Source organism: Caenispirillum salinarum AK4, assembly GCF_000315795.1.
Taxonomy (GTDB): Bacteria; Pseudomonadota; Alphaproteobacteria; order Rhodospirillales; family Rhodospirillaceae; genus Caenispirillum; species Caenispirillum salinarum.
Window position 1 is genome coordinate 16,162 of the sequence record NZ_ANHY01000010.1, and the last position, 19,128, is coordinate 35,289.

The 19,128-nt window shown below is 67.7% G+C and carries 19 protein-coding genes and 1 other RNA gene; 14 read left to right on the forward strand and 6 right to left on the reverse strand.

The genetic code is table 11. The features are described 5' to 3' along the window. Nucleotides 1–403: 403 nt before the first annotated feature. Complete coding sequence (trpB, locus tag C882_RS11180; protein ID WP_009540710.1) at nucleotides 404–1,624, reverse strand: tryptophan synthase subunit beta; 1,221 nt, start codon at nucleotides 1,622–1,624, stop codon at nucleotides 404–406. Nucleotides 1,625–1,926: 302 nt separating this feature from the next. On the opposite strand from trpB, the gene C882_RS24645 reads away from it, so the two are divergent. Beyond that, a complete protein-coding gene (locus C882_RS24645; protein ID WP_152415302.1) occupies nucleotides 1,927–2,913 on the forward strand; it encodes a hypothetical protein in 987 nt (328 codons plus the stop codon). Between the two features lie 35 nt (nucleotides 2,914–2,948). Here C882_RS24645 and C882_RS11185 read toward each other — a convergent pair whose 3' ends face one another. The 4 genes from C882_RS11185 to C882_RS11200 form a co-directional block, all read right to left on the reverse strand. Next, entirely contained in the window at nucleotides 2,949–3,290 is a 342-nt protein-coding gene (locus C882_RS11185) for a helix-turn-helix domain-containing protein (protein WP_009540713.1), read from the reverse strand. Beyond that, entirely contained in the window at nucleotides 3,283–3,540 is a 258-nt protein-coding gene (locus C882_RS11190) for a type II toxin-antitoxin system RelE family toxin (RefSeq protein WP_009540714.1), read from the reverse strand. The genes C882_RS11185 and C882_RS11190 overlap by 8 nt, the downstream gene beginning before the upstream one ends. A 62-nt stretch (nucleotides 3,541–3,602) precedes the next feature. After that, nucleotides 3,603–5,009, reverse strand: a complete 1,407-nt coding sequence (locus tag C882_RS11195; RefSeq protein WP_009540715.1) for an FAD-linked oxidase C-terminal domain-containing protein — start codon at nucleotides 5,007–5,009, stop codon at nucleotides 3,603–3,605. Nucleotides 5,010–5,427: 418 nt separating this feature from the next. Then, a complete protein-coding gene (locus C882_RS11200) occupies nucleotides 5,428–5,925 on the reverse strand; it encodes a prolyl-tRNA synthetase associated domain-containing protein (RefSeq protein ID WP_009540717.1) in 498 nt (165 codons plus the stop codon). An 89-nt stretch (nucleotides 5,926–6,014) separates the two neighbouring features. Here C882_RS11200 and C882_RS11205 point away from each other — a divergent pair, with 89 nt between their 5' ends. Together C882_RS11205 and C882_RS11210 are read left to right on the forward strand one after the other, a co-directional pair. After that, entirely contained in the window at nucleotides 6,015–6,815 is an 801-nt protein-coding gene (locus tag C882_RS11205) for a TerB family tellurite resistance protein (protein WP_009540718.1), read from the forward strand. A gap of 54 nt (nucleotides 6,816–6,869) precedes the next feature. Continuing rightward, nucleotides 6,870–7,091, forward strand: coding sequence for a hypothetical protein (locus C882_RS11210; protein WP_009540719.1), 222 nt, complete (start codon nucleotides 6,870–6,872; stop codon nucleotides 7,089–7,091). A gap of 69 nt (nucleotides 7,092–7,160) precedes the next feature. Here C882_RS11210 and C882_RS11215 read toward each other — a convergent pair whose 3' ends face one another. Beyond that, nucleotides 7,161–7,466: a hypothetical protein gene (locus tag C882_RS11215; RefSeq protein ID WP_009540720.1), complete on the reverse strand. Its 306-nt coding sequence runs from the start codon at nucleotides 7,464–7,466 to the stop codon at nucleotides 7,161–7,163. Nucleotides 7,467–7,736: 270 nt separating this feature from the next. Here C882_RS11215 and C882_RS11220 point away from each other — a divergent pair, with 270 nt between their 5' ends. The 11 genes from C882_RS11220 (at nucleotide 7,737) to mraY (ending at nucleotide 19,090) form a co-directional block, all read left to right on the forward strand. Next, the gene (locus C882_RS11220; protein ID WP_009540721.1) at nucleotides 7,737–8,645 is read left to right on the forward strand and encodes a DMT family transporter; all 909 of its coding nucleotides are present in this window, start codon (nucleotides 7,737–7,739) and stop codon (nucleotides 8,643–8,645) included. 10 nt (nucleotides 8,646–8,655) lie between these two features. Continuing rightward, on the forward strand, nucleotides 8,656–9,540 hold the full coding sequence (locus C882_RS11225; RefSeq protein ID WP_009540722.1) for a DMT family transporter: 885 nt from the start codon (nucleotides 8,656–8,658) through the stop codon (nucleotides 9,538–9,540). A 2-nt stretch (nucleotides 9,541–9,542) separates the two neighbouring features. Then, on the forward strand, nucleotides 9,543–10,286 hold the full coding sequence (locus C882_RS11230) for an N-acetylmuramoyl-L-alanine amidase (RefSeq protein ID WP_009540723.1): 744 nt from the start codon (nucleotides 9,543–9,545) through the stop codon (nucleotides 10,284–10,286). Between the two features lie 58 nt (nucleotides 10,287–10,344). Next, an RNA gene (gene rnpB / locus C882_RS23220) (RNase P RNA component class A) lies at nucleotides 10,345–10,756 on the forward strand. Between the two features lie 591 nt (nucleotides 10,757–11,347). Beyond that, on the forward strand, nucleotides 11,348–11,824 hold the full coding sequence (locus C882_RS11235; RefSeq protein WP_009540724.1) for a division/cell wall cluster transcriptional repressor MraZ: 477 nt from the start codon (nucleotides 11,348–11,350) through the stop codon (nucleotides 11,822–11,824). Continuing rightward, nucleotides 11,821–12,801: a 16S rRNA (cytosine(1402)-N(4))-methyltransferase RsmH gene (gene rsmH, locus C882_RS11240; RefSeq protein ID WP_009540725.1), complete on the forward strand. Its 981-nt coding sequence runs from the start codon at nucleotides 11,821–11,823 to the stop codon at nucleotides 12,799–12,801. Before C882_RS11235 ends, rsmH begins: the two co-directional genes overlap by 4 nt. Then, nucleotides 12,798–13,217 (forward strand): cell division protein FtsL, encoded by a 420-nt coding sequence (gene ftsL, locus C882_RS11245; RefSeq protein WP_009540726.1) that lies wholly within the window; start codon nucleotides 12,798–12,800, stop codon nucleotides 13,215–13,217. Before rsmH ends, ftsL begins: the two co-directional genes overlap by 4 nt. Then, a complete protein-coding gene (locus C882_RS11250; RefSeq protein WP_009540727.1) occupies nucleotides 13,214–15,010 on the forward strand; it encodes a peptidoglycan D,D-transpeptidase FtsI family protein in 1,797 nt (598 codons plus the stop codon). Before ftsL ends, C882_RS11250 begins: the two co-directional genes overlap by 4 nt. Continuing rightward, nucleotides 14,994–16,484 carry a UDP-N-acetylmuramoyl-L-alanyl-D-glutamate--2,6-diaminopimelate ligase gene (locus C882_RS11255; protein WP_009540728.1) on the forward strand — a complete coding sequence of 497 codons (1,491 nt, stop codon included), beginning with the start codon at nucleotides 14,994–14,996 and terminating at the stop codon, nucleotides 16,482–16,484. The genes C882_RS11250 and C882_RS11255 overlap by 17 nt, the downstream gene beginning before the upstream one ends. Next, the gene (locus C882_RS11260) at nucleotides 16,481–17,974 is read left to right on the forward strand and encodes a UDP-N-acetylmuramoyl-tripeptide--D-alanyl-D-alanine ligase (RefSeq protein ID WP_009540729.1); all 1,494 of its coding nucleotides are present in this window, start codon (nucleotides 16,481–16,483) and stop codon (nucleotides 17,972–17,974) included. Before C882_RS11255 ends, C882_RS11260 begins: the two co-directional genes overlap by 4 nt. A 30-nt stretch (nucleotides 17,975–18,004) precedes the next feature. Next, complete coding sequence (mraY, locus tag C882_RS11265) at nucleotides 18,005–19,090, forward strand: phospho-N-acetylmuramoyl-pentapeptide-transferase (protein WP_009540730.1); 1,086 nt, start codon at nucleotides 18,005–18,007, stop codon at nucleotides 19,088–19,090. Nucleotides 19,091–19,128: the final 38 nt, after the last annotated feature.

The following is a 19,128-nucleotide window of genomic DNA, read 5'->3' on the forward strand; positions in this document are numbered from 1 at the left end:
CGCATGGTGGCAACACTTCAGGGGACCTCGGTCCCCTGAACCCCTGATTGGGAGGCGCAGCCTCCCAACCCCTCCAGTTTTTTGAAAGTTGGAGCGGTGCTGGCGGCTGATGGCGTGCGTGGGCCCCTGCTTTCGCAGGGGCGACGTATTTTGTATGTTATTGATTTACCACACAAAGATGATCGTCATTCCTGCGAAAGCAGGAATCTACCTACGGCGCCAACCACCTGCCCGGCTCCCACTCAGCAAAAAACTGAGGGGTTCGGGGAGCTGCGCTCCCCGATCGGGCCCACGGGCGGAAGCCCGTTCGGCGTCAGCCGAGAAACAGACCGGCGGAAGCCCGTTCGGCGTCAGCCGAGAAACAGACCGGCGGAAGCCCGCTCGGCGTCAGCCGAAGAGCCGGTCAAATCAGCGGCCGCCCCGCGCCATCCCCGAAGTTCTCCACCACGTAATCGATATCCTTGTCGCCGCGCCCGGAGACGTTGACCAGGATGCATTCCCCGGCCGGGCGGTCCTTGGCGAGCTTCATGGCGTGGGCGAGCGCGTGGGCGCTTTCCAGGGCCGGGATGACGCCCTCGTACCGGCCGAGCGCGTAGAAGGCGTTCAGGGTTTCCTCGTCCGACACGGCGGCGTAGGAGACCCGGCCGCTTTCGTGCAGGAAGCTGTGCTCCGGCCCCACGCCCGGGTAGTCCAGGCCCGAGGCGATGGAGTGCACGGGGGCCGGGTTGCCCTCGGCGTCCTTCAGCATCAGGCACTTGAAGCCGTGGATGATGCCTTCCTCGCCGTAGGAGATGGTGGCGGCGTGCTGGCCCAGTTCCGTGCCGGTGCCGTGGGGCTCGACGCCGTGCAGGGCGACGTCCTCGTCATCGATGAAGCCGGCGAAGATGCCCATGGCGTTGGACCCGCCACCGACGCAGGCCACCACATGGTCGGGCAGCGCGCGGCCGGTGATCTCGGCGAACTGCTCGCGCGCCTCGAAGCCCATGACCGACTGGAAGTCGCGCACCATCATGGGGAACGGGTGCGGCCCCACCACGCTGCCGATGGCGTACATGGTGGTTTCGGGGTCCTTCAGGTAGGACATGAAGGCAGAGTCGACGGCCTCCTTCAGCGTCCGGCCGCCGAAGCCGACGGGGACGATGGTGGCGCCCAGCAGCTTCATGCGGGTGACGTTGGGGTGTTCCTTGGCGATGTCCACCTCGCCCATGTGGATCTCGCACTCCATGCCGAAGTACGCCGCCGCCGTCGCCAGCGCCACGCCGTGCTGGCCGGCGCCCGTTTCGGCGATGAGCTTTGTCTTGCCCATGTGCTTGGCGAGCAGTGCTTCGCCCATGCAGTGGTTGAGCTTGTGCGCGCCGGTGTGGTTGAGGTCCTCGCGCTTGAGGTAGATGGCGGCCCCGCCCAGCTTCTCCGACAGGTTCCCGGCATAGGCCACCGGGGTCGGCCGCCCCTGGAAGTGCTTGCGGATGTGCTTGAGTTCATTGATGAACGGCGCCGACCGCGAGATGCGCAGGTAGGCATCGCGGATGGCGGCCATGTGGGGCTCCAGCTCGGGTGGGATGAAGCTCCCGCCGAACTTGCCGAAGAAGCCCTCTTGGTCGGGGTACTTGCGCAGGTGACTCACGATGATGTCCCTCCCGGTGGTGCGGTCATGGCGTTGGGGGATGAGACACTAGCGGGGTTACGAAAGCGTGAAAAGCGGGCGGTGGTGGGGTGGGAGATTTGGGGGTGGGGCGGTGATGACGTAATGCGGTGGTGGGAATGATGACGTAAAGCTGTTCGACTCCGTTCCGCTCGCCCAGGCTCAAATGATTAGCCGCTTAGCCCCCTGACATTCGTCAGGGTTGCAACGGTATCGGCGAACTCTTAGCATCCGACAACTCAAAGGGGCGCACTGACGCGGATTGATCAAAAAGGACCGGAAGTTTGAGCAATCAAGGTCTTGAGCGCGGTGCCGACCCGCTGATTTTGCACTTCGATGTCTCTGAGCATGCACTTCCGACCCAAGCCTATGAGAAAGGCCTCAGTAGTATTCTGGCCATAGCCGAGAACCTCGGTGAACGGCTTTTTTCCGACCAATTTTCCATTGAGGTTTTTAGCTATCCCGATGAGCCGGGTGGGTTCATCAGCAAAACCAAAATTAAGGCCTCTTTGAAATGGGCGGCCAAAATCGCCAGCGGCATAGCAGTTGCGATTACGATATACGAGTCAGATACGGCCAAAAACGTCGTGAAAAACCTTACGGGTTATGACTTAAAACCAGAACACACAGTTGAAGAAATCGAGACGCTTTTTGAAAAATTGATAGAGTCTATTTTATACACAGAAACCTATCGCCTTGATAGAAAGCTTCCAGATGCCATAAATATCGATAAATCTATCAAAGCCAAAAGTGACTTCTATAAATCGCTCATCCAAAATTCTAAGATCCGTGCGATCGGCTTTGACAGAAGTCATGACTTCCCAATTGGTCGAGACAAATTCCCACATCACCTATCGAAAGACCGAATTAGAGAAATCGAACCCGAAAAAGAACTGGTAGAGGGTATCATTATCTCTCCTGTCACTGTAGATCGTGACAACTCCTGGACCTTCCTCGACAAAAAATCTGGTAAAATCATAAGGGCAAAGATGAGGGATGATGAATTCAAGAAGGAATTCCTCGGCGGCAAGCATCCTCTCAAAGAATCAGTTTCTGATGACACCTTTCTAGTGAATGTCGTTTACAGGATGCAAGAACGGAATGGCGAGCCAGAGATCAGGGAAACGTTAATCTCTGATGTGTTCAGCATGAATGGAAAAGAGATTAAAGAAAGTAAAACCGCGAACGATGGCGGAGAAAAGCAGTCTCCTGACCTACCTCTTTTCGAACATGCGCGCTTTACAGACAAGCGGAGTCGAAGAACCACCTAGTTGAACCCCACGGTTTCTTTCAACCTTCTTAATTATTACTCCACCAACAACGCATCCACCGTCGTATCCAGCGCCGCCGCAAGCTTGCGGTAGGCGTCCACGCTGCCGACCTTCTTCCCCGCCTCGATCTCCGAGACGTACCCCGGCTGCATCCCCGCACGCTCCGCCAGGGCGCGCAGGGTCAGGCCCCGGTATTCACGCCAGACGCGGACGGGGTGCGCTTCGTCCATGATAATCCGGCGGGCGTGCTCTATGGGCAGCGCCTCGCCGCCAGAAGCCTCGCGGGCTGCAAGGATGTCCTCCAGGTCTTCTATCCGCGCCAGAAGCGCGTCGTAGTCCTGGCGCGGCACCATGTCGTTGTGGGCGGGCTCAGTCATAGGCTTCCTTCCTGTGCCGGACGCGCTTGACCACCATCACCCTGATCTCGCCGTCCTCGACGGCGAAGATCACGCGGTAGTCGCCGACGCGCAGACGGTAGAGGTCCGATCCCTGCAAGCTCTTGACGTTGTTCGCCAAGGCGGCCGGGTCCGTCGCGTACTGGTCGATCTTGGTCAGGATCGCCGCGCGAATTCGGGCTGGAAAGGCGCGCATGTCCTTGATCGCCTTCGTGTCGATCCGAACCCGCACGCCTGCCCTCCTCCCCGTCAGGCGTATACGTTCTCAAATTGAGAACAAGTCGTCAAGCGGCCTCAAACCCGCACAATCTTCCCCGGGTTCATGATGTTCTCCGGGTCCAGCGCGCGCTTGATGCTCGCCATCACGTCCAGCATGTCCGGTCCGTGCTCCGCCTCCAGGTAGGCCATCTTGCCGTGGCCGACGCCGTGTTCGCCCGTGCAGGTGCCGTCCATCGCCAGCGCCCGCTCCACGATGCGGGCGTTCAGGCGTTTGGCCTCGGCGATTTCCTCTGCATTATCAGGGTCGAAGACGAACAGCACGTGGAAGTTCCCGTCCCCCACATGCCCCACGATGGGCGTGAACATCGTCGTGCCGTCCAGGTCCGCCTTGGTCTCCACAATGCAGTCCGCCAGGCGCGAGATCGGCACGCACACATCCGACGAGAACGCCTTGCACCCCGGACGCATGGAAATCCCCGCATAGTACGCATTGTGACGAGCGTGCCACAGCCGGCTCCGCTCCTCCTCCGATCGCGCCCACTGGAAGTCCGTCCCGCCGAACTCCGACGCGATGGACTGCACCATCTCCACCTGCTCCCGCACGCCGGTCTCGGAGCCGTGGAACTCGAAGAACAGCGTCGGCACCTCGGCGTAGTCGGTCTTGGAGTAGGCGTTCACCGCCGCGATCTGGGCTTCGTCCAGGAATTCGATCCGCGCGATGGGAACGCCGGCCTGGATGGTGGTGATGACGGTGTTCACCGCCTCCGCCACGCCGGGGAAGGGGCAGACGGCGGCCATCACGGCCTCGGGGATGCCGTGGAGGCGGAGCGTTACCTCCGTCACCACGCCCAGCGTGCCCTCCGACCCCACGAACAGGCGCGTCAGGTCATAGCCCGCCGAGGACTTGCGCGCCCGGCGGCTGGTGCGGATCACCCGGCCGTCGGCCAGCACCACCGTCAGGCCCAGCACCGCCTCGCGCATGGTGCCATAGCGCACCGCGTTGGTGCCGCTCGCCCGCGTGCTCGCCATGCCGCCGATGCTGGCGTCCGCGCCCGGATCGATGGGGAAGAAGAGCCCTGTGTCGCGCAGGTACTCGTTGAGCTGCTTGCGCGTCACGCCGGCCTGGACGGTGACGTCCATATCCTCCGCCCGGACCGCCAGAACCTCTTTCATCTGGCTGACGTCGATGCACACCCCGCCCTGAAGGGCTGCCACATGCCCCTCCAGCGAGGTGCCCGTGCCGAAGGGAATGACCGGCACCTTGCGCGCCGCGCAGGCCTTCACCACCGCCGCGACCTCTTCCGTCGTGCGGCAGAAGGCCACCGCGTCGGGGGCGGCGGGGGTGTGGTAGCTCTCGTCCCGCCCGTGCTGCTCGCGAACCGCCGAGGCGGTGGACAGGCGCTCGCCCAGCAGGCCCTCCAGCTCGGAAATCAGCTCGGGCGGCGCGGCGCGCAGGGGAACGGCGGTGTCGAGAGCGGTCATGGGGAAGGTCCTTGGCGATTGTTGTCGAGGCCACCAAGACACAAAGGACACCAAGAGGGCGGAGTCAAGCGGGACCGCCTTGCGGCGGTGTCATGCGAGGGGGATGCGATCCCCCTCGCGCTCCCGCGTTTCGTTGGGGCGGGAGGGGGCTCGAAGCGTTTTCGCAAGGTGTTTGGCAGCGGATGCATTTATGGCGGCGACGGCATCGCCGGACGCTTCGGGTGCGCCGCAGGATGGCTTGCACCGTATGTGGATTCCCGCTTTCGCGGGAATGACGAGTATTTTATCCCCTGCAAAAGCAGGACCCCCCACACCGCCAGCCGCCCCGCCGCAGCCCACGCACCGGGAGCGCGAGGCGCCGTCGCGCCTCGCATCACCCCATCGCGGCGCAGCCGCGAAGCCCTCGCACCCTTTCGCCTCACCGCAAGTCCGCTTCCACCACCTCATGCCCCGTATGTGCGATGAACCGGCGCAGGTCCTTGGGGGCGATGACCGTTGTGGCTGCGTTGTCCAGCGGGTGATAGCCGCAGCGGGGTTCGGTCATCATCTCGGCATCCAGCACCACGGTCACGCGCGCCTCGCGGTCGTTCATCAGCGAGAACGGCGTCACCGAGCCCGGCGTCACCCCCAGCACCTCCAGCAGCAGGTCCGGCTTGCCGAAGGACAGGCGTTTGGAGCCGATCTTGCCCGGCAGGGTCTTCAGGTCGATGTCCCGGTCACTGGGGCAGGTGACCAGCCACAACTGTTTCTTCGCGTCCTTGAGGAACAGGTTCTTGCAGTGGCGGGCGGGGATGTCGTCCCACACGCCGTTGCCTTCCTCGACGGTGAAGACGGGCTCGTGCTCGTGGGTTTCATGCTCGATCCCCAGGTCTTCGAGCAGGCGCATCAGGTCATCGCGGGTGGCGTGCGGGTTCACGGGCGTCGGTCCTTCGGCTTTTGCGCTGGTCTGTTCGCAGCGCATGGTGCAGGCTGCCGAAACACCTCGTCAAGAAGCCGGAACACGTCATGAGCATCTGGGGGAAGATCATCGGCGGTGCCGCCGGCCTGGTCATGGGCGGGCCGCTGGGCGCCCTTGTGGGCGCGGCCGTCGGCCATGCCGCCTATGACCGCAACCAGCCCTCCGCCGAGGGGGAGAAGGAAAAGAGCCGCCTGTTCCACGGTGACCCGCTGTCGGGCGTGAAGGACCGGGCGCGGCAGGTGGCCTTCACGGTGGCCGTGGTGACGCTGGGCGCGAAGATGGCCAAGGCCGACGGCCATGTCAGCCGTGCCGAGGTGGACGCCTTCAAGCGCGTCTTCAACATTCCACCCGGCGATGTGGCGACGGTCGGCCGCCTGTTCGACCAGGCCAAGCAGTCGGCCGACGGCTTCGAGATCTACGCCCGGCAGGTGGCGTTTCTGTTCAAGGACAGCCCGCAGGTGTTGGAGGAGTTGCTGGGCGCGCTGTTCCTCATCGCCCAGGCCGACGGCGAGGTGAACGCGGCGGAGCTGGCGTTCCTGGAGAAAGTGGCGCAGATCTTCGGCCTGCCGCCGCGGGCCTTCGAACGCGCCCGCGCCACCCACCGCGCCGGGGAAGGCGCGCGCGCCCGCACCACGGCGTTCGATGATCCCTACGCCGTGCTCGGCTGCGCGCGCACAGCCCCGACCGACGAGATCAAGGCCACCCACCGGCGGCTCCTGCGCGAGAACCACCCCGACGTTCTGGTCTCGCAAGGCCTGCCGCAGGAGTTCCTGGAAATGGCCGAGGACAAGATGAAGGCCGTCAACGCCGCCTGGGACCAGATCCAGCGCGAACGCGGGTTGAAATGATCCGCGCCCGGCGCCTCGGCGTTACCGGTCATTCGCATTGATGGAGAGACGCTCATGCGCATCCGCATCACGACGCTCGCCGCGTCCGCCGCCGCTGCTCTGGTGCTGGCGGCCTGCTCCCCCGGCGCCCACCAGCAGGCCGAGGTGCGCGGCACCGCCGGCCCGCCGGGCAGCATCGAGACCCGCGACACCTGGGCGCCCGGCTACCAGTACGACGTGGACGAAGGCAAGTACTATCGCATCAGGCCCGCAGACGGCGACCGACAGGTCCAGTAGCGCGGGCGGAAAACGCCGCCGGATGACCCCGCCGGAGAGCGGACGGCCGCTCCCCGACGGGGCGCGACCTCAGTTGTCGCCGCCGGACGAGCCGCCGCTGGCATGGTCGCCCATGCCGCCGTCCTGCGCCGCGTCACTGACCGAGCCACCGAAGTCCCGGCCGCTCTGCCCGTGGGCGTCAGGCATGCCGCCGCCCTTGCCGCCGCTGGCGTGGTCGCCGATGCCGCCGTCCTGCGCGGCTTCGCTGACAGAGGCGCCGAAGTCCCGGCCGTCCTGGCCATGCCGGTCCGGCATGCCTTCAGCCCAGGCGGCACCGGCCGTCAGGCCGAGGCAGAACGCGGCAGCGGCGGTCATGGTCGCGAAACGCTTCGTCATGTGAAACCTCCCTTGATCGCTGGTCTTCCGACGGGTCCATCCCGTCAGAACAATGGTAATGACGGACACCGCCCGCCGAGCCTGCGATGAGGGTTTAGGCCCCTCGTCGGCCCCTGGGCACGAAAGGCGCAGACTGCGCCGAAATATCGATGCCCGGTCGCCCAAGCGGCCCCACCGCCCTCGCCTGAATGTCACTCGACACGTCGCGGCGCGCCGCGCACCGTGTGGGCGGTTCGTTCGCCTGTTCCTCCAGCCGTGAAAGTCTTTCCCGTGCCGACGCGCGACCTGCTGCTCGGCCTCATGGTGGTATTGCTGTGGGGCTTCAACATCGTCACCGCCAAGTGGGGCGTGGCGGCCATTCCGCCGCTGTTCTTCACGGCGCTGCGGTTTGCCTGCGTGGCCGCGCTGGTGGTGCCGTTCTTTCCCCTGCCCCGCAGCGCATGGCGGCCGATCCTCATCCTGTCGGTGACCTTCGGCACCGGCGGCTTCGGGCTGATGTTCACGTCATTCACGCTGCTGGAGGGCTCCACGGCGGCCATCGTGCAACAGCTGGTGGTGCCGTTCTCCGTCATCGTCGGCATCGTCGCGCTGGGGGAGCGGCCGGGCTGGCGGCGGCTGTCGGGCATCGGCCTGGCGCTGGCGGGCATCGTGCTGATCGCCGGCGAGCCCGGCCGCGCGCCGCTGGCCGGCGTGCTGCTCATGGCGGCGTCGGCGGCGTCGACGGCGATCGGCAATCTCTACCTCAAGAAGCTGACCATGCTGCCGCCGCTGGGCGTGGTGGGCTGGATGTCGCTGCTGGCCGTGCCGCAACTGGCGATCCTGTCGCTGCTGCTGGAGGAGAACCAGCTTGGTTCGCTGGCCGGGGCGGACACGCGCATCTGGCTGTCGCTGCTCTACACGGTGATCGCCGCCTCCATCATCGCCCACAGCCTTTGGGCGGGGCTGGTGCGCCGGCATGAGCTGAGCCGTATCGTCCCCTTCGCGCTGCTGGCGCCGGTGACGAGCGTGCTGTGCGCGACCCTCTTCCTGGGAGAACCGTTGACGCCGCTGAAGGTGGTCGGCGGCCTGGTGACCATGGCCGGCGTCGCCGTCATCCAGCTGCGCCAGGCCTCCCGCGCCCCCGCCCGTCCCGCCGTCGAAACGCCCGCCGAAACCGCCACGCCCGGCGGCGCGCCCTGAAGGAGCCTCCATGCCCGCTCGCGACATCCTGCTGGCACTCCTGGTCCAGGCCATCTGGGGTCTGAACATCGTGGTCGCCAAGGCCGGGGTGGAGGCCCTGCCGCCGCTGTTTTTCACCACGTTGCGCTTCGCCCTGGTGGCGGCGCTGGTGCTGCCGTTCTTCCGTATTCCCTGGCACGCCATGAAGGGGCTGGCGCTCTTGTCGTTCACCTTCGGCACCCTGCACTTCGGCCTGCTGTTCACAGGCCTGAGCGGCATGGGGGCGGCGGCGGCGGCCATCGTCATCCAGCTCGGCCCGCCGTTTGCGGTGCTGCTGGGGGTGCTGATGTTCAAGGAAAAGCTGGGACCCAAGCGGATCATCGGCACCGTGCTGGCGTTCTCCGGCGTCGTGCTTCTGGCCGGCGAGCCGACGGTGCCGAGCCTGGTGCCGCTGGTCATCATGGTGTTCGCGGCCTTCGGCTGGGCGCTTTCGAACGTCGTCGTCAAGCGCCTGCCCGAGGTGAACCCGGTGCTCATGACCGGCTGGCTGAGCGCCATGGCGGTGCCGCAGGTGGGCTTGCTGTCGCTGCTGCTGGAGGACGGGCAGATCCCGGCGCTTCTCTCTGCCGACTGGCGGGGCTGGGGGGCGATCGTCTACACTGCCGCCGGCGCGTCGATCGTCGCCCATTCGCTGTGGTACGGGCTGGTGCGCCGGCACGAGATGGGACAGGTGGCGCCCTTCGGCCTGCTGGCGCCGGTCATCGGCATCGTGGCGGCGGTCCTGCTGCTGGGCGAGCCGCTGACGTGGCAGAAGCTGGCCGGCGGGACCGTCACCATGGTCGGCGTCGCGATCATTCAGTTGCGGTGGGCGCGCCTGCGCAAGCGTCCGCCCGAGGAAGTGGGGAGCCCGACGTAACCATGCTCAAGCCAGTCCGCCATGCGCGGTCGCCCAACCACGGCCCGCGCGAGAAGACGCAGCCCGTGGACATGCTGGTGCTGCACTACACCGGCATGAAAAGCGCGCAGGAGGCCCTGCAGCGCCTGTGCGACGAGGCCAGCTCCGTCTCCGCCCATTACCTGATCGAGGAGGACGGCACCGTCCACGCCCTGGTGCCGGAGAACCGCCGCGCCTGGCACGCCGGGGTGTCCAGCTGGCGCGGGCGCACCGACGTCAACAGCCGCTCCATCGGGATCGAACTGGTCAACCCCGGCCACGAGTTCGGCTACCGCCCCTTCCCCGAGCCGCAGATGACCGCCCTGATCGCGCTGTGCCAGGCGGTGCTGGCGCGCCACCCCATCCCGGCGCGCAACGTGGTCGGCCATGCCGACGTCGCCCCCCTGCGGAAGGAAGACCCCGGCGAGTTGTTCGACTGGAAGCGCCTGGCCGCCGAGGGCATCGGCCTGTGGCCGGCCGACGTGGAGGCCTTCCCCACCGAGCAGCCGCCGTCCATCGCCGCGGTGCAGGAGGAACTGACCGCCATCGGCTATGCCGCCCCGCGCTCGGGCGCGCTGGACGAGGCCACCGCCAAGGCGCTGACCGCCTTCCAGCGCCACTTCCGTCCGGCGGACCTGTCAGGCGTGCCCGACGCCGAGACCTGGGCCATGCTCAAGGCCGTACGGACCGCCGCCGACGCCGACCGCGCCCACCAGCTCGACGGCTGACCGGCGGCGGGGCTTGGTCCTTGACGGGCCGGCCTCATGCTCTATTTTCCGTTGCGCGTCAGTCGGCTGGATGGCCGCTTCGGGTGTCGTTTACGACGGCCCGGGGAGGAAAGTCCGGGCTCCACGGAAGGACGGTGCCGGATAACGTCCGGCGGGGGCGACCCCAGGGAAAGTGCCACAGAAAGCAAACCGCCCGCGCCGGCGGGGCCTCGTGCCCTGGCTCGCGCGGGTAAGGGTGAAAGGGTGCGGTAAGAGCGCACCGCGGGCCCGGCGACGGGACCGGCACGGTAAACCCCACCGGGAGCAAGACCAAGAGTACGGCACGCGCCACAGCCGTGGCGCACGGTGCGTTCCGAGCCGCCGTAGTGGTAGGTTGCTAGAGGCGTCCGGCAACGGGCGTCCCAGATGAATGGCCATCCATCGCCCCTCGCGGGCGGGGACAGAACCCGGCTTACAGGCCGACTGACGCTTTATCCCGCCCTTATGGTCCCACATGGGACGGCATGGGTCGACCTCGCCCTTCGCCCATCCACCGGCCATACACGGTCTCCCACAATTTTTCCACATGCGCGTCCGGTGCATGGCGGGCATGGGTCAGCCATGGGACGGTATGGGACACTGCCGTGGGACGGCATGGGACAGACCCTGAAACCAGCGGTTTTCCAGGCTTTATGGGAGACCTTCGACGCCTGCGGGATGACTGGCCGGGCCGTTTCAGGGCCGGCGACCCATACCGTACCCAAATCGCCGCCCACCACTTTCCCACAGATTTATCCACAGGAACATCTGCCGAACAGTATTTGGACAGACTTTTCCGACTCGTTGGAAACTCTTGTGTTGACGCGGGAGTCCGACCTGTGGACAACTACTTTCGGCCCTGTCAGTGAAACCGGTCACACCCCTAGGTACAGGGGCTTGTGGTTACTCCCCGCGTGTCGTTGACACCCATGATTTCCCATGCGATACCATGAAGGACCAATGGGCGATCGCTTGCGATTCCGACACGCCCAGGCGTCGGGGAACCGCTTCGGTCACAACGGGGAAATCACGGGGGGCGCGCGATGCTCGCGCTGTTCACGGGCACCCACACGAACAAGGTCGACAAGAAGGGCCGCGTCAGCGTTCCGGCGCCCTTCCGCGCGACCTTGTCCGCGCAGGGGTTCGAGGGCGCCTGGCTGTTCCCCAACTTCACCGGCGCCCAGTGCATCGAGGGTTGCGGCGCCGAGTTCATGAAAAAGCTGGCCGCGAAGATCGAGGAAAGCGCTGACCCGTTTTCCGAGACCGAGGACGACTACACGTCGCTGGTCTTTGCGGAAAGCCAGCAGGTCGCCTTCGATCCCGAAGGCCGGATCATCATTCCCAAGGCATTCATGGAATTCGCCGGCATCACCGAGCGGGCGTCCTTCGTCGGCACCGCCAACCGCTTCCAGATCTGGGAGCCCGAGGCACGCGAGGCCTACATGGCCGAAAAGCGCGCCGCCCGCGCCAAGACGCCGCCGCGCCTGTCCGCCCGACCGACCGAGGGAGGCATGGCATGAGCGCACCCGCCCCCCACATCCCGGTCCTGCTGAACGAGGTCGTGAACGGCCTGCAGCCCCGCGACGGCGGCGTCATCGTCGACGGCACCTTCGGCGCCGGCGGCTACACGCGCGCCATCCTGAACGCCGCCGACTGCCGCGTCGTCGGCATCGACCGCGATCCCACGGCACAACGCCACGCCGAGGCCGTGACGGCGGACCACCCCGGCCGCTTCACGCTGATCCCCGGGCGCTTCGGCGAGATGGCCGCCCTGCTGCCGGCCAACGGCTTTCCCGATCCGGTGGACGGCGTGGTGCTGGACATCGGCGTGTCCTCCATGCAGATCGACGAGGCCGAGCGCGGGTTCTCCTTCGCCAAGGACGGCCCGCTCGACATGCGCATGGAAAAGTCCGGCCGCACCGCCGCCGACGTGGTGAACGAGGAAGAGGAAGGGCCGCTCGCCGACCTGATCTATCTTTACGGCGAGGAGCGCCACTCGCGCCGTGTCGCCCGCGCCATCGTCCAGGCGCGCCAGGAAAAGCCGTTCACCCGCACGGGCGAACTGGCCGACGTCATCCGCCGCGTCGTGCGCAAGAGCAAGGACGGCATCGACCCCGCCACGCGGACCTTCCAGGCCCTGCGCATCGTCGTGAACGACGAACTGGGCGAGCTGGAACGCGGCCTGGATGCCGCCGAGCGCCTGCTGAAGCCCGGCGGTCGGCTGGCCGTCGTCACCTTCCACTCGCTGGAGGACCGCGTGGTCAAGCGGTTCATCCGCGAGCGCAGCGGGCGCGCGGGCGGCGTCTCCCGGCACCTGCCGGACGCCGGCGCCGCAGGGCCCGCGCCCACCTTCAAGGACATCACCCGCAAGGCCGTCGGGCCGTCGGCGGAGGAGGCCCGCGCCAACCCGCGCGCCCGTTCCGCGAAGCTGCGGGTGGCGGAGCGCACCGAGGCTCCGGCCCCCTTCGGCAGCCATGCCGCGGGAGGTGCGTCATGATCCGTCCCGCCGCCATCCTGTGGGGCACGCTGGCGCTGGGCGTCGGCACCGGCCTGTTCGTGCTGAAGGTCGAGGTGCAGGCGCTGGAGGACAAGCTGACGCGCCTCAACGCCCAGATCCGCAGCGACCGCGCCGCCGTCCACGTGCTGGAGGCCGAGTGGAGCTACCTCAACGACCCGGCCCGCCTGCGCGACCAGGCGCAGCGGCTGCTGGGCATGAGCCCGTTCGCGCCCAGCCAGGTGAATTCCATTGCGCAGCTGCCACTGCGTCCTGCCCCGCCGCCGCCCGAGGCCGCGCCCGAACCGGAGACGGCCCCGGTTCCCGGCGGTCCCGCCGGGCCCATGGTCCGCGTGCCGGCGGCGCCGGCGGCCGAGGAACTGGCGAGCGCACCGGTTCACGGGGGGACGGATCAATGACGCTCAACGCCCTGCGCCGCCTGGTCAAGAAGGACGCCGGCCCGTTCCTCTATCCCGGCGAAGAGATCCGGCCCAGCAAGCGAGCCTCGCGCGTGTCGCTGCACGGCACGCAGAAGCGCCATGTGGAGATGGGCCGCACGCGGCTGGTGGTCGCCGCCGGCCTGTTCGCCTGCGCCTTCTCGCTGGTGGGCTTCCGGCTGGTGGACCTGATGCTGCTGGACGGCGGCGAGCCGCCCGTCACCACCGCCCGCCGCGCCGCCACCGCCGAGTTCGAGGAAAGCCGCGCCGACATCGTCGACCGCAACGGCGTCCTTCTGGCGACCAACCTGCCGACGGTGAACCTCTACGCCCACCCCTACAAGATCGGCGATCCTGCCACCGCGGCGCGCCGGATCGTGGAGGTCCTGCCCGACCTGTCCTTCGACGACGTGCACCGCAAGCTGGCATCGGGGTCCAAGTTCGTCTACCTGGACCGCAACCTGACGCCGCGCGAAAAGCTGGAAATCAATGCCCTGGGCATCGTCGGCGTGGATTTCGAGGACGCCGAGCGCCGCGTCTATCCGCAGGGTGCGCTGGCCTCGCACGTGGTCGGCGCGACCGACCTGGACAACAACGGCATCGCGGGGCTGGAAGCCTCGCTGAACGAGACGCTGTCCCAGGGCGGCGAGCCGGTGCGCGTGGCGCTGGACGTGCGCGTGCAGCACGCGGTGCGCGAGGAACTGGCCTACGCCATGGCCAAGTTCCGGGCCGTCGGCGCCACCGGCATCGTGCTGGACAGCAAGACGGGCGAGCTGATCTCCATGGTCTCCCTGCCCGACTACGACCCCGAGCACATCGGCGACGCCACCGAGGACCAGCGCTTCAACCGCGCGACGCTGGGCGTCTACGAAATGGGCTCCACCTTCAAACTGTTCAACACGGCCATGGCCCTGGACAGCGGCCGCATCGGTCCCTCCGACCAGTACGACGTGGAGAACCCCATCCGCGTCGCCCGGTTCACCATCCGCGACCACCACCCCGAAAAGGGCGACATGTCGGTGGCCGACATCCTGGTGAACTCGTCCAACATCGGCTCGGTGCGCATGGTGATGGAGTTGGGCACCGAGGCGCAGCAGAAGTTCCTGGACGAGCTGGGCCTGCTGGACCCGGTGTCGCTGGAACTGCCCGAGAACGGCAAGCCGCTGGTGCCGAGCCCGTGGCGCGAGGTCAACACCATGACCATCAGCTTCGGCCACGGCATCGCCGTGACGCCCGTCCACATGGCGCGGGCCACCGCCGCCATGGTCAACGGCGGCGCGCTGACGCCGGTGACGCTGCTCAAGCGCGAGGCGGATGAAGTTCCCCCCGGCCGTGCCGTGATTTCGCCGCAGACGTCGCAGAGGATGCGCGAGCTGATGCGGATGGTCGTCACGGACGGCACGGCCGGCAAGGCCGACGTTCCGGGCTATCGCGTCGGCGGCAAGACGGGGACGGCCGACAAGGTGTCGGCGGCCGGCGGCTACGCCCACCGCGCCGTGCGCACCAGCTTCGCCGGGGCCTTCCCCATGGACAACCCGCGTTACGTGCTACTGGTCGTGCTCGACGAACCCCAATCCACCAAGGACACCTACGGTTTCATCACCTCGGGCTGGAACGCCGCCCCGACGGCGGGCCGCATCGTCGCCCGCATCGCGCCGACGCTGGGCGTCTTCCCCAGCTTCGTGCCGCAGGGCCCGGTCGTCCGCCCCGAACGCCGCCCCATGGACCTCATCCAGGCCGCCGCCGCAAGGGGGACCGATGCGATCGCTGACTGATCTCATCCGCGCCTCCGGGGCCGCCATCGCCGCCGGAGAAGACCGCGCCGAAGCCGTGACGGTTTCCGGGCTCACCGCCGACAGCCGGGCGGTCGGGCCCGGTGCCGTCTTCGCCGCCCTGCCGGGGGCGAAGGCCGACGGCCGCGCCTTCATCGCCCAGGCGGTGCAAAGCGGCGCCGTCGCCGTGCTCGCCCCCACCGGCACGACGCTGCCCGAGGGCGTGGGCGCGGACACGGTGCTGCTGACCCACGATGCGCCGCGGCTCGCCTTCAGCCTCATGGCCGCGGCCTTCCACGGCCGCCAGCCGGAAACGGTGGCCGCCGTGACGGGCACCAACGGCAAGACGTCCACGGCCAACTTCGCCCGGCAGCTCTGGGCCGCGCTGGGGATGCAGGCCGCGAGCCTGGGGACGCTGGGCGTCATCGGCCCCGACTGGACCATCGAGGGCAAGCTGACCACGCCCGACCCGAAACGGCTGCACGCCCTGCTGGCCGAGATCGCCGACCGCGGCGTCACGCACCTGTGCATGGAGGCCTCCAGCCACGGCCTCGACCAGCACCGGCTGTCCGGCGTGATGGTCGCCGCCGGCGGCTTCACCAACCTGTCGCGCGACCACCTGGACTACCATGGCACCATGGAGGCCTACCTGGCCGCCAAGGCCAAGCTGTTCGGCGAGGTGATGCACGAGGGCGGCGCGGCGGTGCTGAACGCCGACATTCCCGAGTTCGCGACCCTCAAGGCCACCGCCGAGGCGCGCGGCCTGCGGGTCATCGACTACGGCCGCGAGGCCGCCGCCATAAAGCTCCTGGATATCGCGCGCACCGCGCACGGCCAGCGCCTGACGCTGGCGCTGGACGGCGCCGATCCGCTGACGGTGGAACTGCCGCTGGCCGGCACGTTCCAGGTGGAAAACGCGCTGTGCGCGCTGGGCCTCGTCATCGGCTGCGGGGCGGAAGCGGAGCGCGCGGCGCGGGCGCTGGAAACGCTGTCGGGCGTGGCCGGGCGGCTGCAACTGGTGGCGACACGCGCGAACGGCGCTGCCGTCTACGTCGACTACGCCCACACCCCCGACGCCCTGGAAACGGTGCTGGAGGCCCTGCGCCCGCATGCGGCCGGCCGGCTGGTCTGCGTCTTCGGCGCGGGCGGCGACCGCGACCCCGGCAAGCGCCCGCTCATGGGGCAGGCCGTGGCGAAGCTGGCCGACGTCGCCATCGTCACCGACGACAACCCCCGCACCGAGGACCCCGCCGCCATCCGCTCCGCCGTCATGCAGGGCTGCCCGGAGGGGCTCGACGTGGGCGACCGCCGCGCCGCGATTGCGGAGGGCGTGCGCCAGCTCGGCCCCGGCGACGTGCTGCTGGTGGCCGGCAAGGGGCACGAGACCGGGCAGACGGTGGGCACGGTGGTTCATCCCTTCGACGACGCGGCCGAGGCCCGTGCCGCCGTCGAGGCTGCCGACGGGAGGGTCGCATGACCGACGCCACGAACACGCCCCTGCCTCCTTCCGCCCGTCCGGCGCTGTGGACTGCCGCCGAGGCGGCCGCCGCCAGCGGCGGCAAGGCCTCGGGTGACTGGACCTGCACCGGCGTCTCCATCGACAGCCGCACGGTCGGTGCCGGCGACCTGTTCATCGCCATCGCCGGCCCCACCCACGACGGACACGCCTTCGTCGCCGACGCCCTGGCGAAGGGTGCGGTCGCCGCCATGGTCCATGCGGTGCCCGAAGGCTTCAGCCAGCCGGAAAAGCTGCTGGTGGTCGACGACACCTTCGCCGGCCTTCAGGCGCTGGGCCGGGCGGCGCGGGAACGGCTGACCGGCAAGGTCATCGCCGTCACCGGCAGCGTCGGCAAGACCGGCACCAAGGAAATGCTCGCGCTGGCCTGCGCGCGGCTCGGCGGCGGCGCCGTTCACGCCACGCAGGGAAACCTGAACAACCACTGGGGCCTGCCGCTCACCCTGGCCCGGTGCCCGCGCGACGCGGCCTGGTGCATCCTGGAAATGGGCATGAACCATGCCGAGGAAATCCGGCCCCTGAGCCGCCTCGCCAAGCCCCACGTGGCCGTCATCACGGCGGTGGAGGCCGTGCACCTGGAGCACTTCGACAGCGTGGAGGGCATCGCCCGCGCCAAGGCCGAGATCATGGACGGCGTGGTGGAGGGCGGCACGGCCGTCCTGCCCCGCGACAACCCGCACCATTCCCTGCTGCTGGCAACGGCGGAGCGCCTGGACCTGCGCACCACCAGCTTCGGCGCACACATCCACGCCAGCGCCCGCCTGCTTCACACCAACACCACCGACACCGGCCTGCGCGTGCTGGCGGACTTCTACGGCGCCAACCTGGAATACACGGTGGGCGCCACCGGCCGCCACTGGGCGATCAACAGCCTGGCGGTGCTGGCCGCCATCCGTGCGGCGGGCGGTGACGCGGCCGAAGCGGCTCTCGCGCTGAGCGCGATGACGCCGCCCAAAGGTCGCGGCAAACGTCAATCCATTTCTTTGCCGGAAAGCCGCGGCGGAGGGCTTCTCACGATCATCGATGAGAGTTACAACGCCTCGCCCGTGTCGATGCGGGCAGCCCTGACGGTGCTGGACGGCATGACGCCCGGGCGCGGCGGACGCCGCGTCGCGGTGCTCGGCGACATGCTGGAACTGGGCGGCGAGAGCGACGCGCTTCACGCCGGCCTGGCCGACGCCGTTTCGGGCTCGCGCATCGACCGCGTCCATACCTGCGGCACCCACATGGCGCATCTCGCGTCCGCCCTGCCCCAAGACCGGCGCGGCCGCCACGCCGACGACAGCACCGCCCTGGCCCAGCTGGTGGCGGCGGATGTGCGGGGCGGCGACGTGGTGATGGTCAAGGGCTCGCTGGGCAGCCGCATGGCGACCGTGCTGGAGGCACTGCTGGCGCTGGATGCCGACGGCAAGGGTGGCGGAACCGATCACGACGACACGGGCAACGGGTAAAGAGAGAGCTAGGGGAAAGACCTCGGGACCATGCTGTATTTCCTGTCCCAACTGTCCGGCGAACTGGGCGCGCTGAACCTCTTCCGGTACCTGACCTTCCGGGCCGGCGGCGCTGTCGTGACGTCGTTGATCGTGGCCTTCATCGTCGGGCCCATGCTGATCCGCTGGCTGCGGAAGAAGCAGCGCGAGGGCCAGCCCATCCGCGACGACGGGCCCGAAAGCCACCTTTTGACCAAGAAGGGCACGCCCACCATGGGCGGCCTGATGATCCTGTTCGCCACCCTGGTCTCCACCCTTTTGTGGGCGGACCTGACCAACGTGTTCGTCTGGGCCGTGCTGCTGGTCACCGTCGGCTACGGCCTGCTGGGGTTCGCCGACGACTACCTGAAGGTCACCAAGCGCAACACCAAGGGCGTGTCGGGCAAGGGCAAGCTGGCCGCGCAGTTCGGCATCGCGCTGGTCGCCGCGCTGCTCATCAGCTACGGCACCACGGGCAACCTGGACAACCACCTTGCCATGCCGTTCCTCAAGAACGTGCTTCTGGACATGGGCCTGCTGTACGTGCCCTTCGCCATGCTGGTGATGGTGGGCAGTTCCAACGCCGTCAACCTGACCGACGGACTGGACGGCCTGGCCATCGTGCCGGTGATGATCGCGTCGGGCGTCTTCATGCTGATCAGCTACCTGGTCGGCAACGCCATTTTCGCCGACTACCTGCAGATCCATCATGTGATCGGCACCGGCGAGCTTGCCATCCTGTGCGCCGCCCTGGTCGGCGCCGGCATGGGCTTTTTGTGGTTCAACGCGCCCCCGGCCATGATCTTCATGGGCGACACGGGCTCGCTGGCTCTCGGTGGTGCCCTTGGCGCCATCGCGGTGGCCACCAAGCATGAGATCGTTCTTGCGATCGTTGGTGGCCTGTTCGTGCTGGAGACCGTGAGCGTCATCGTTCAGGTCGCCAGCTTTAAACTGACCGGAAAGCGGGTCTTCCGCATGGCTCCGCTCCACCACCACTTCGAGAAAAAAGGGTGGGCGGAAAGCACGGTGGTCATCCGCTTCTGGATCATTGCCGGCATCCTGGCGATCGCCGGTCTGAGCACCCTGAAACTCCGCTGACGGAGTGTCCGGGGAAGGTACGAGAGAGAAGAAGAGAG

Bases quoted from the DNA above. Each gene is read 5' to 3' on its own strand.
- C882_RS11185 (WP_009540713.1), bottom strand. From the start codon at position 3,290: ATGACTGAGCCCGCCCACAACGACATGGTGCCGCGCCAGGACTACGAC.
- C882_RS11195 (WP_009540715.1), bottom strand. From the start codon at position 5,009: ATGACCGCTCTCGACACCGCCGTTCCCCTGCGCGCCGCGCCGCCCGAG.
- C882_RS11205 (WP_009540718.1), top strand. From the start codon at position 6,015: ATGAGCATCTGGGGGAAGATCATCGGCGGTGCCGCCGGCCTGGTCATG.
- C882_RS11210 (WP_009540719.1), top strand. From the start codon at position 6,870: ATGCGCATCCGCATCACGACGCTCGCCGCGTCCGCCGCCGCTGCTCTG.
- C882_RS11215 (WP_009540720.1), bottom strand. From the start codon at position 7,466: ATGACGAAGCGTTTCGCGACCATGACCGCCGCTGCCGCGTTCTGCCTC.
- C882_RS11225 (WP_009540722.1), top strand. From the start codon at position 8,656: ATGCCCGCTCGCGACATCCTGCTGGCACTCCTGGTCCAGGCCATCTGG.
- C882_RS11230 (WP_009540723.1), top strand. From the start codon at position 9,543: ATGCTCAAGCCAGTCCGCCATGCGCGGTCGCCCAACCACGGCCCGCGC.
- C882_RS11235 (WP_009540724.1), top strand. From the start codon at position 11,348: ATGCTCGCGCTGTTCACGGGCACCCACACGAACAAGGTCGACAAGAAG.
- rsmH (WP_009540725.1), top strand. From the start codon at position 11,821: ATGAGCGCACCCGCCCCCCACATCCCGGTCCTGCTGAACGAGGTCGTG.
- ftsL (WP_009540726.1), top strand. From the start codon at position 12,798: ATGATCCGTCCCGCCGCCATCCTGTGGGGCACGCTGGCGCTGGGCGTC.
- C882_RS11250 (WP_009540727.1), top strand. From the start codon at position 13,214: ATGACGCTCAACGCCCTGCGCCGCCTGGTCAAGAAGGACGCCGGCCCG.
- C882_RS11255 (WP_009540728.1), top strand. From the start codon at position 14,994: ATGCGATCGCTGACTGATCTCATCCGCGCCTCCGGGGCCGCCATCGCC.
- C882_RS11260 (WP_009540729.1), top strand. From the start codon at position 16,481: ATGACCGACGCCACGAACACGCCCCTGCCTCCTTCCGCCCGTCCGGCG.
- mraY (WP_009540730.1), top strand. From the start codon at position 18,005: ATGCTGTATTTCCTGTCCCAACTGTCCGGCGAACTGGGCGCGCTGAAC.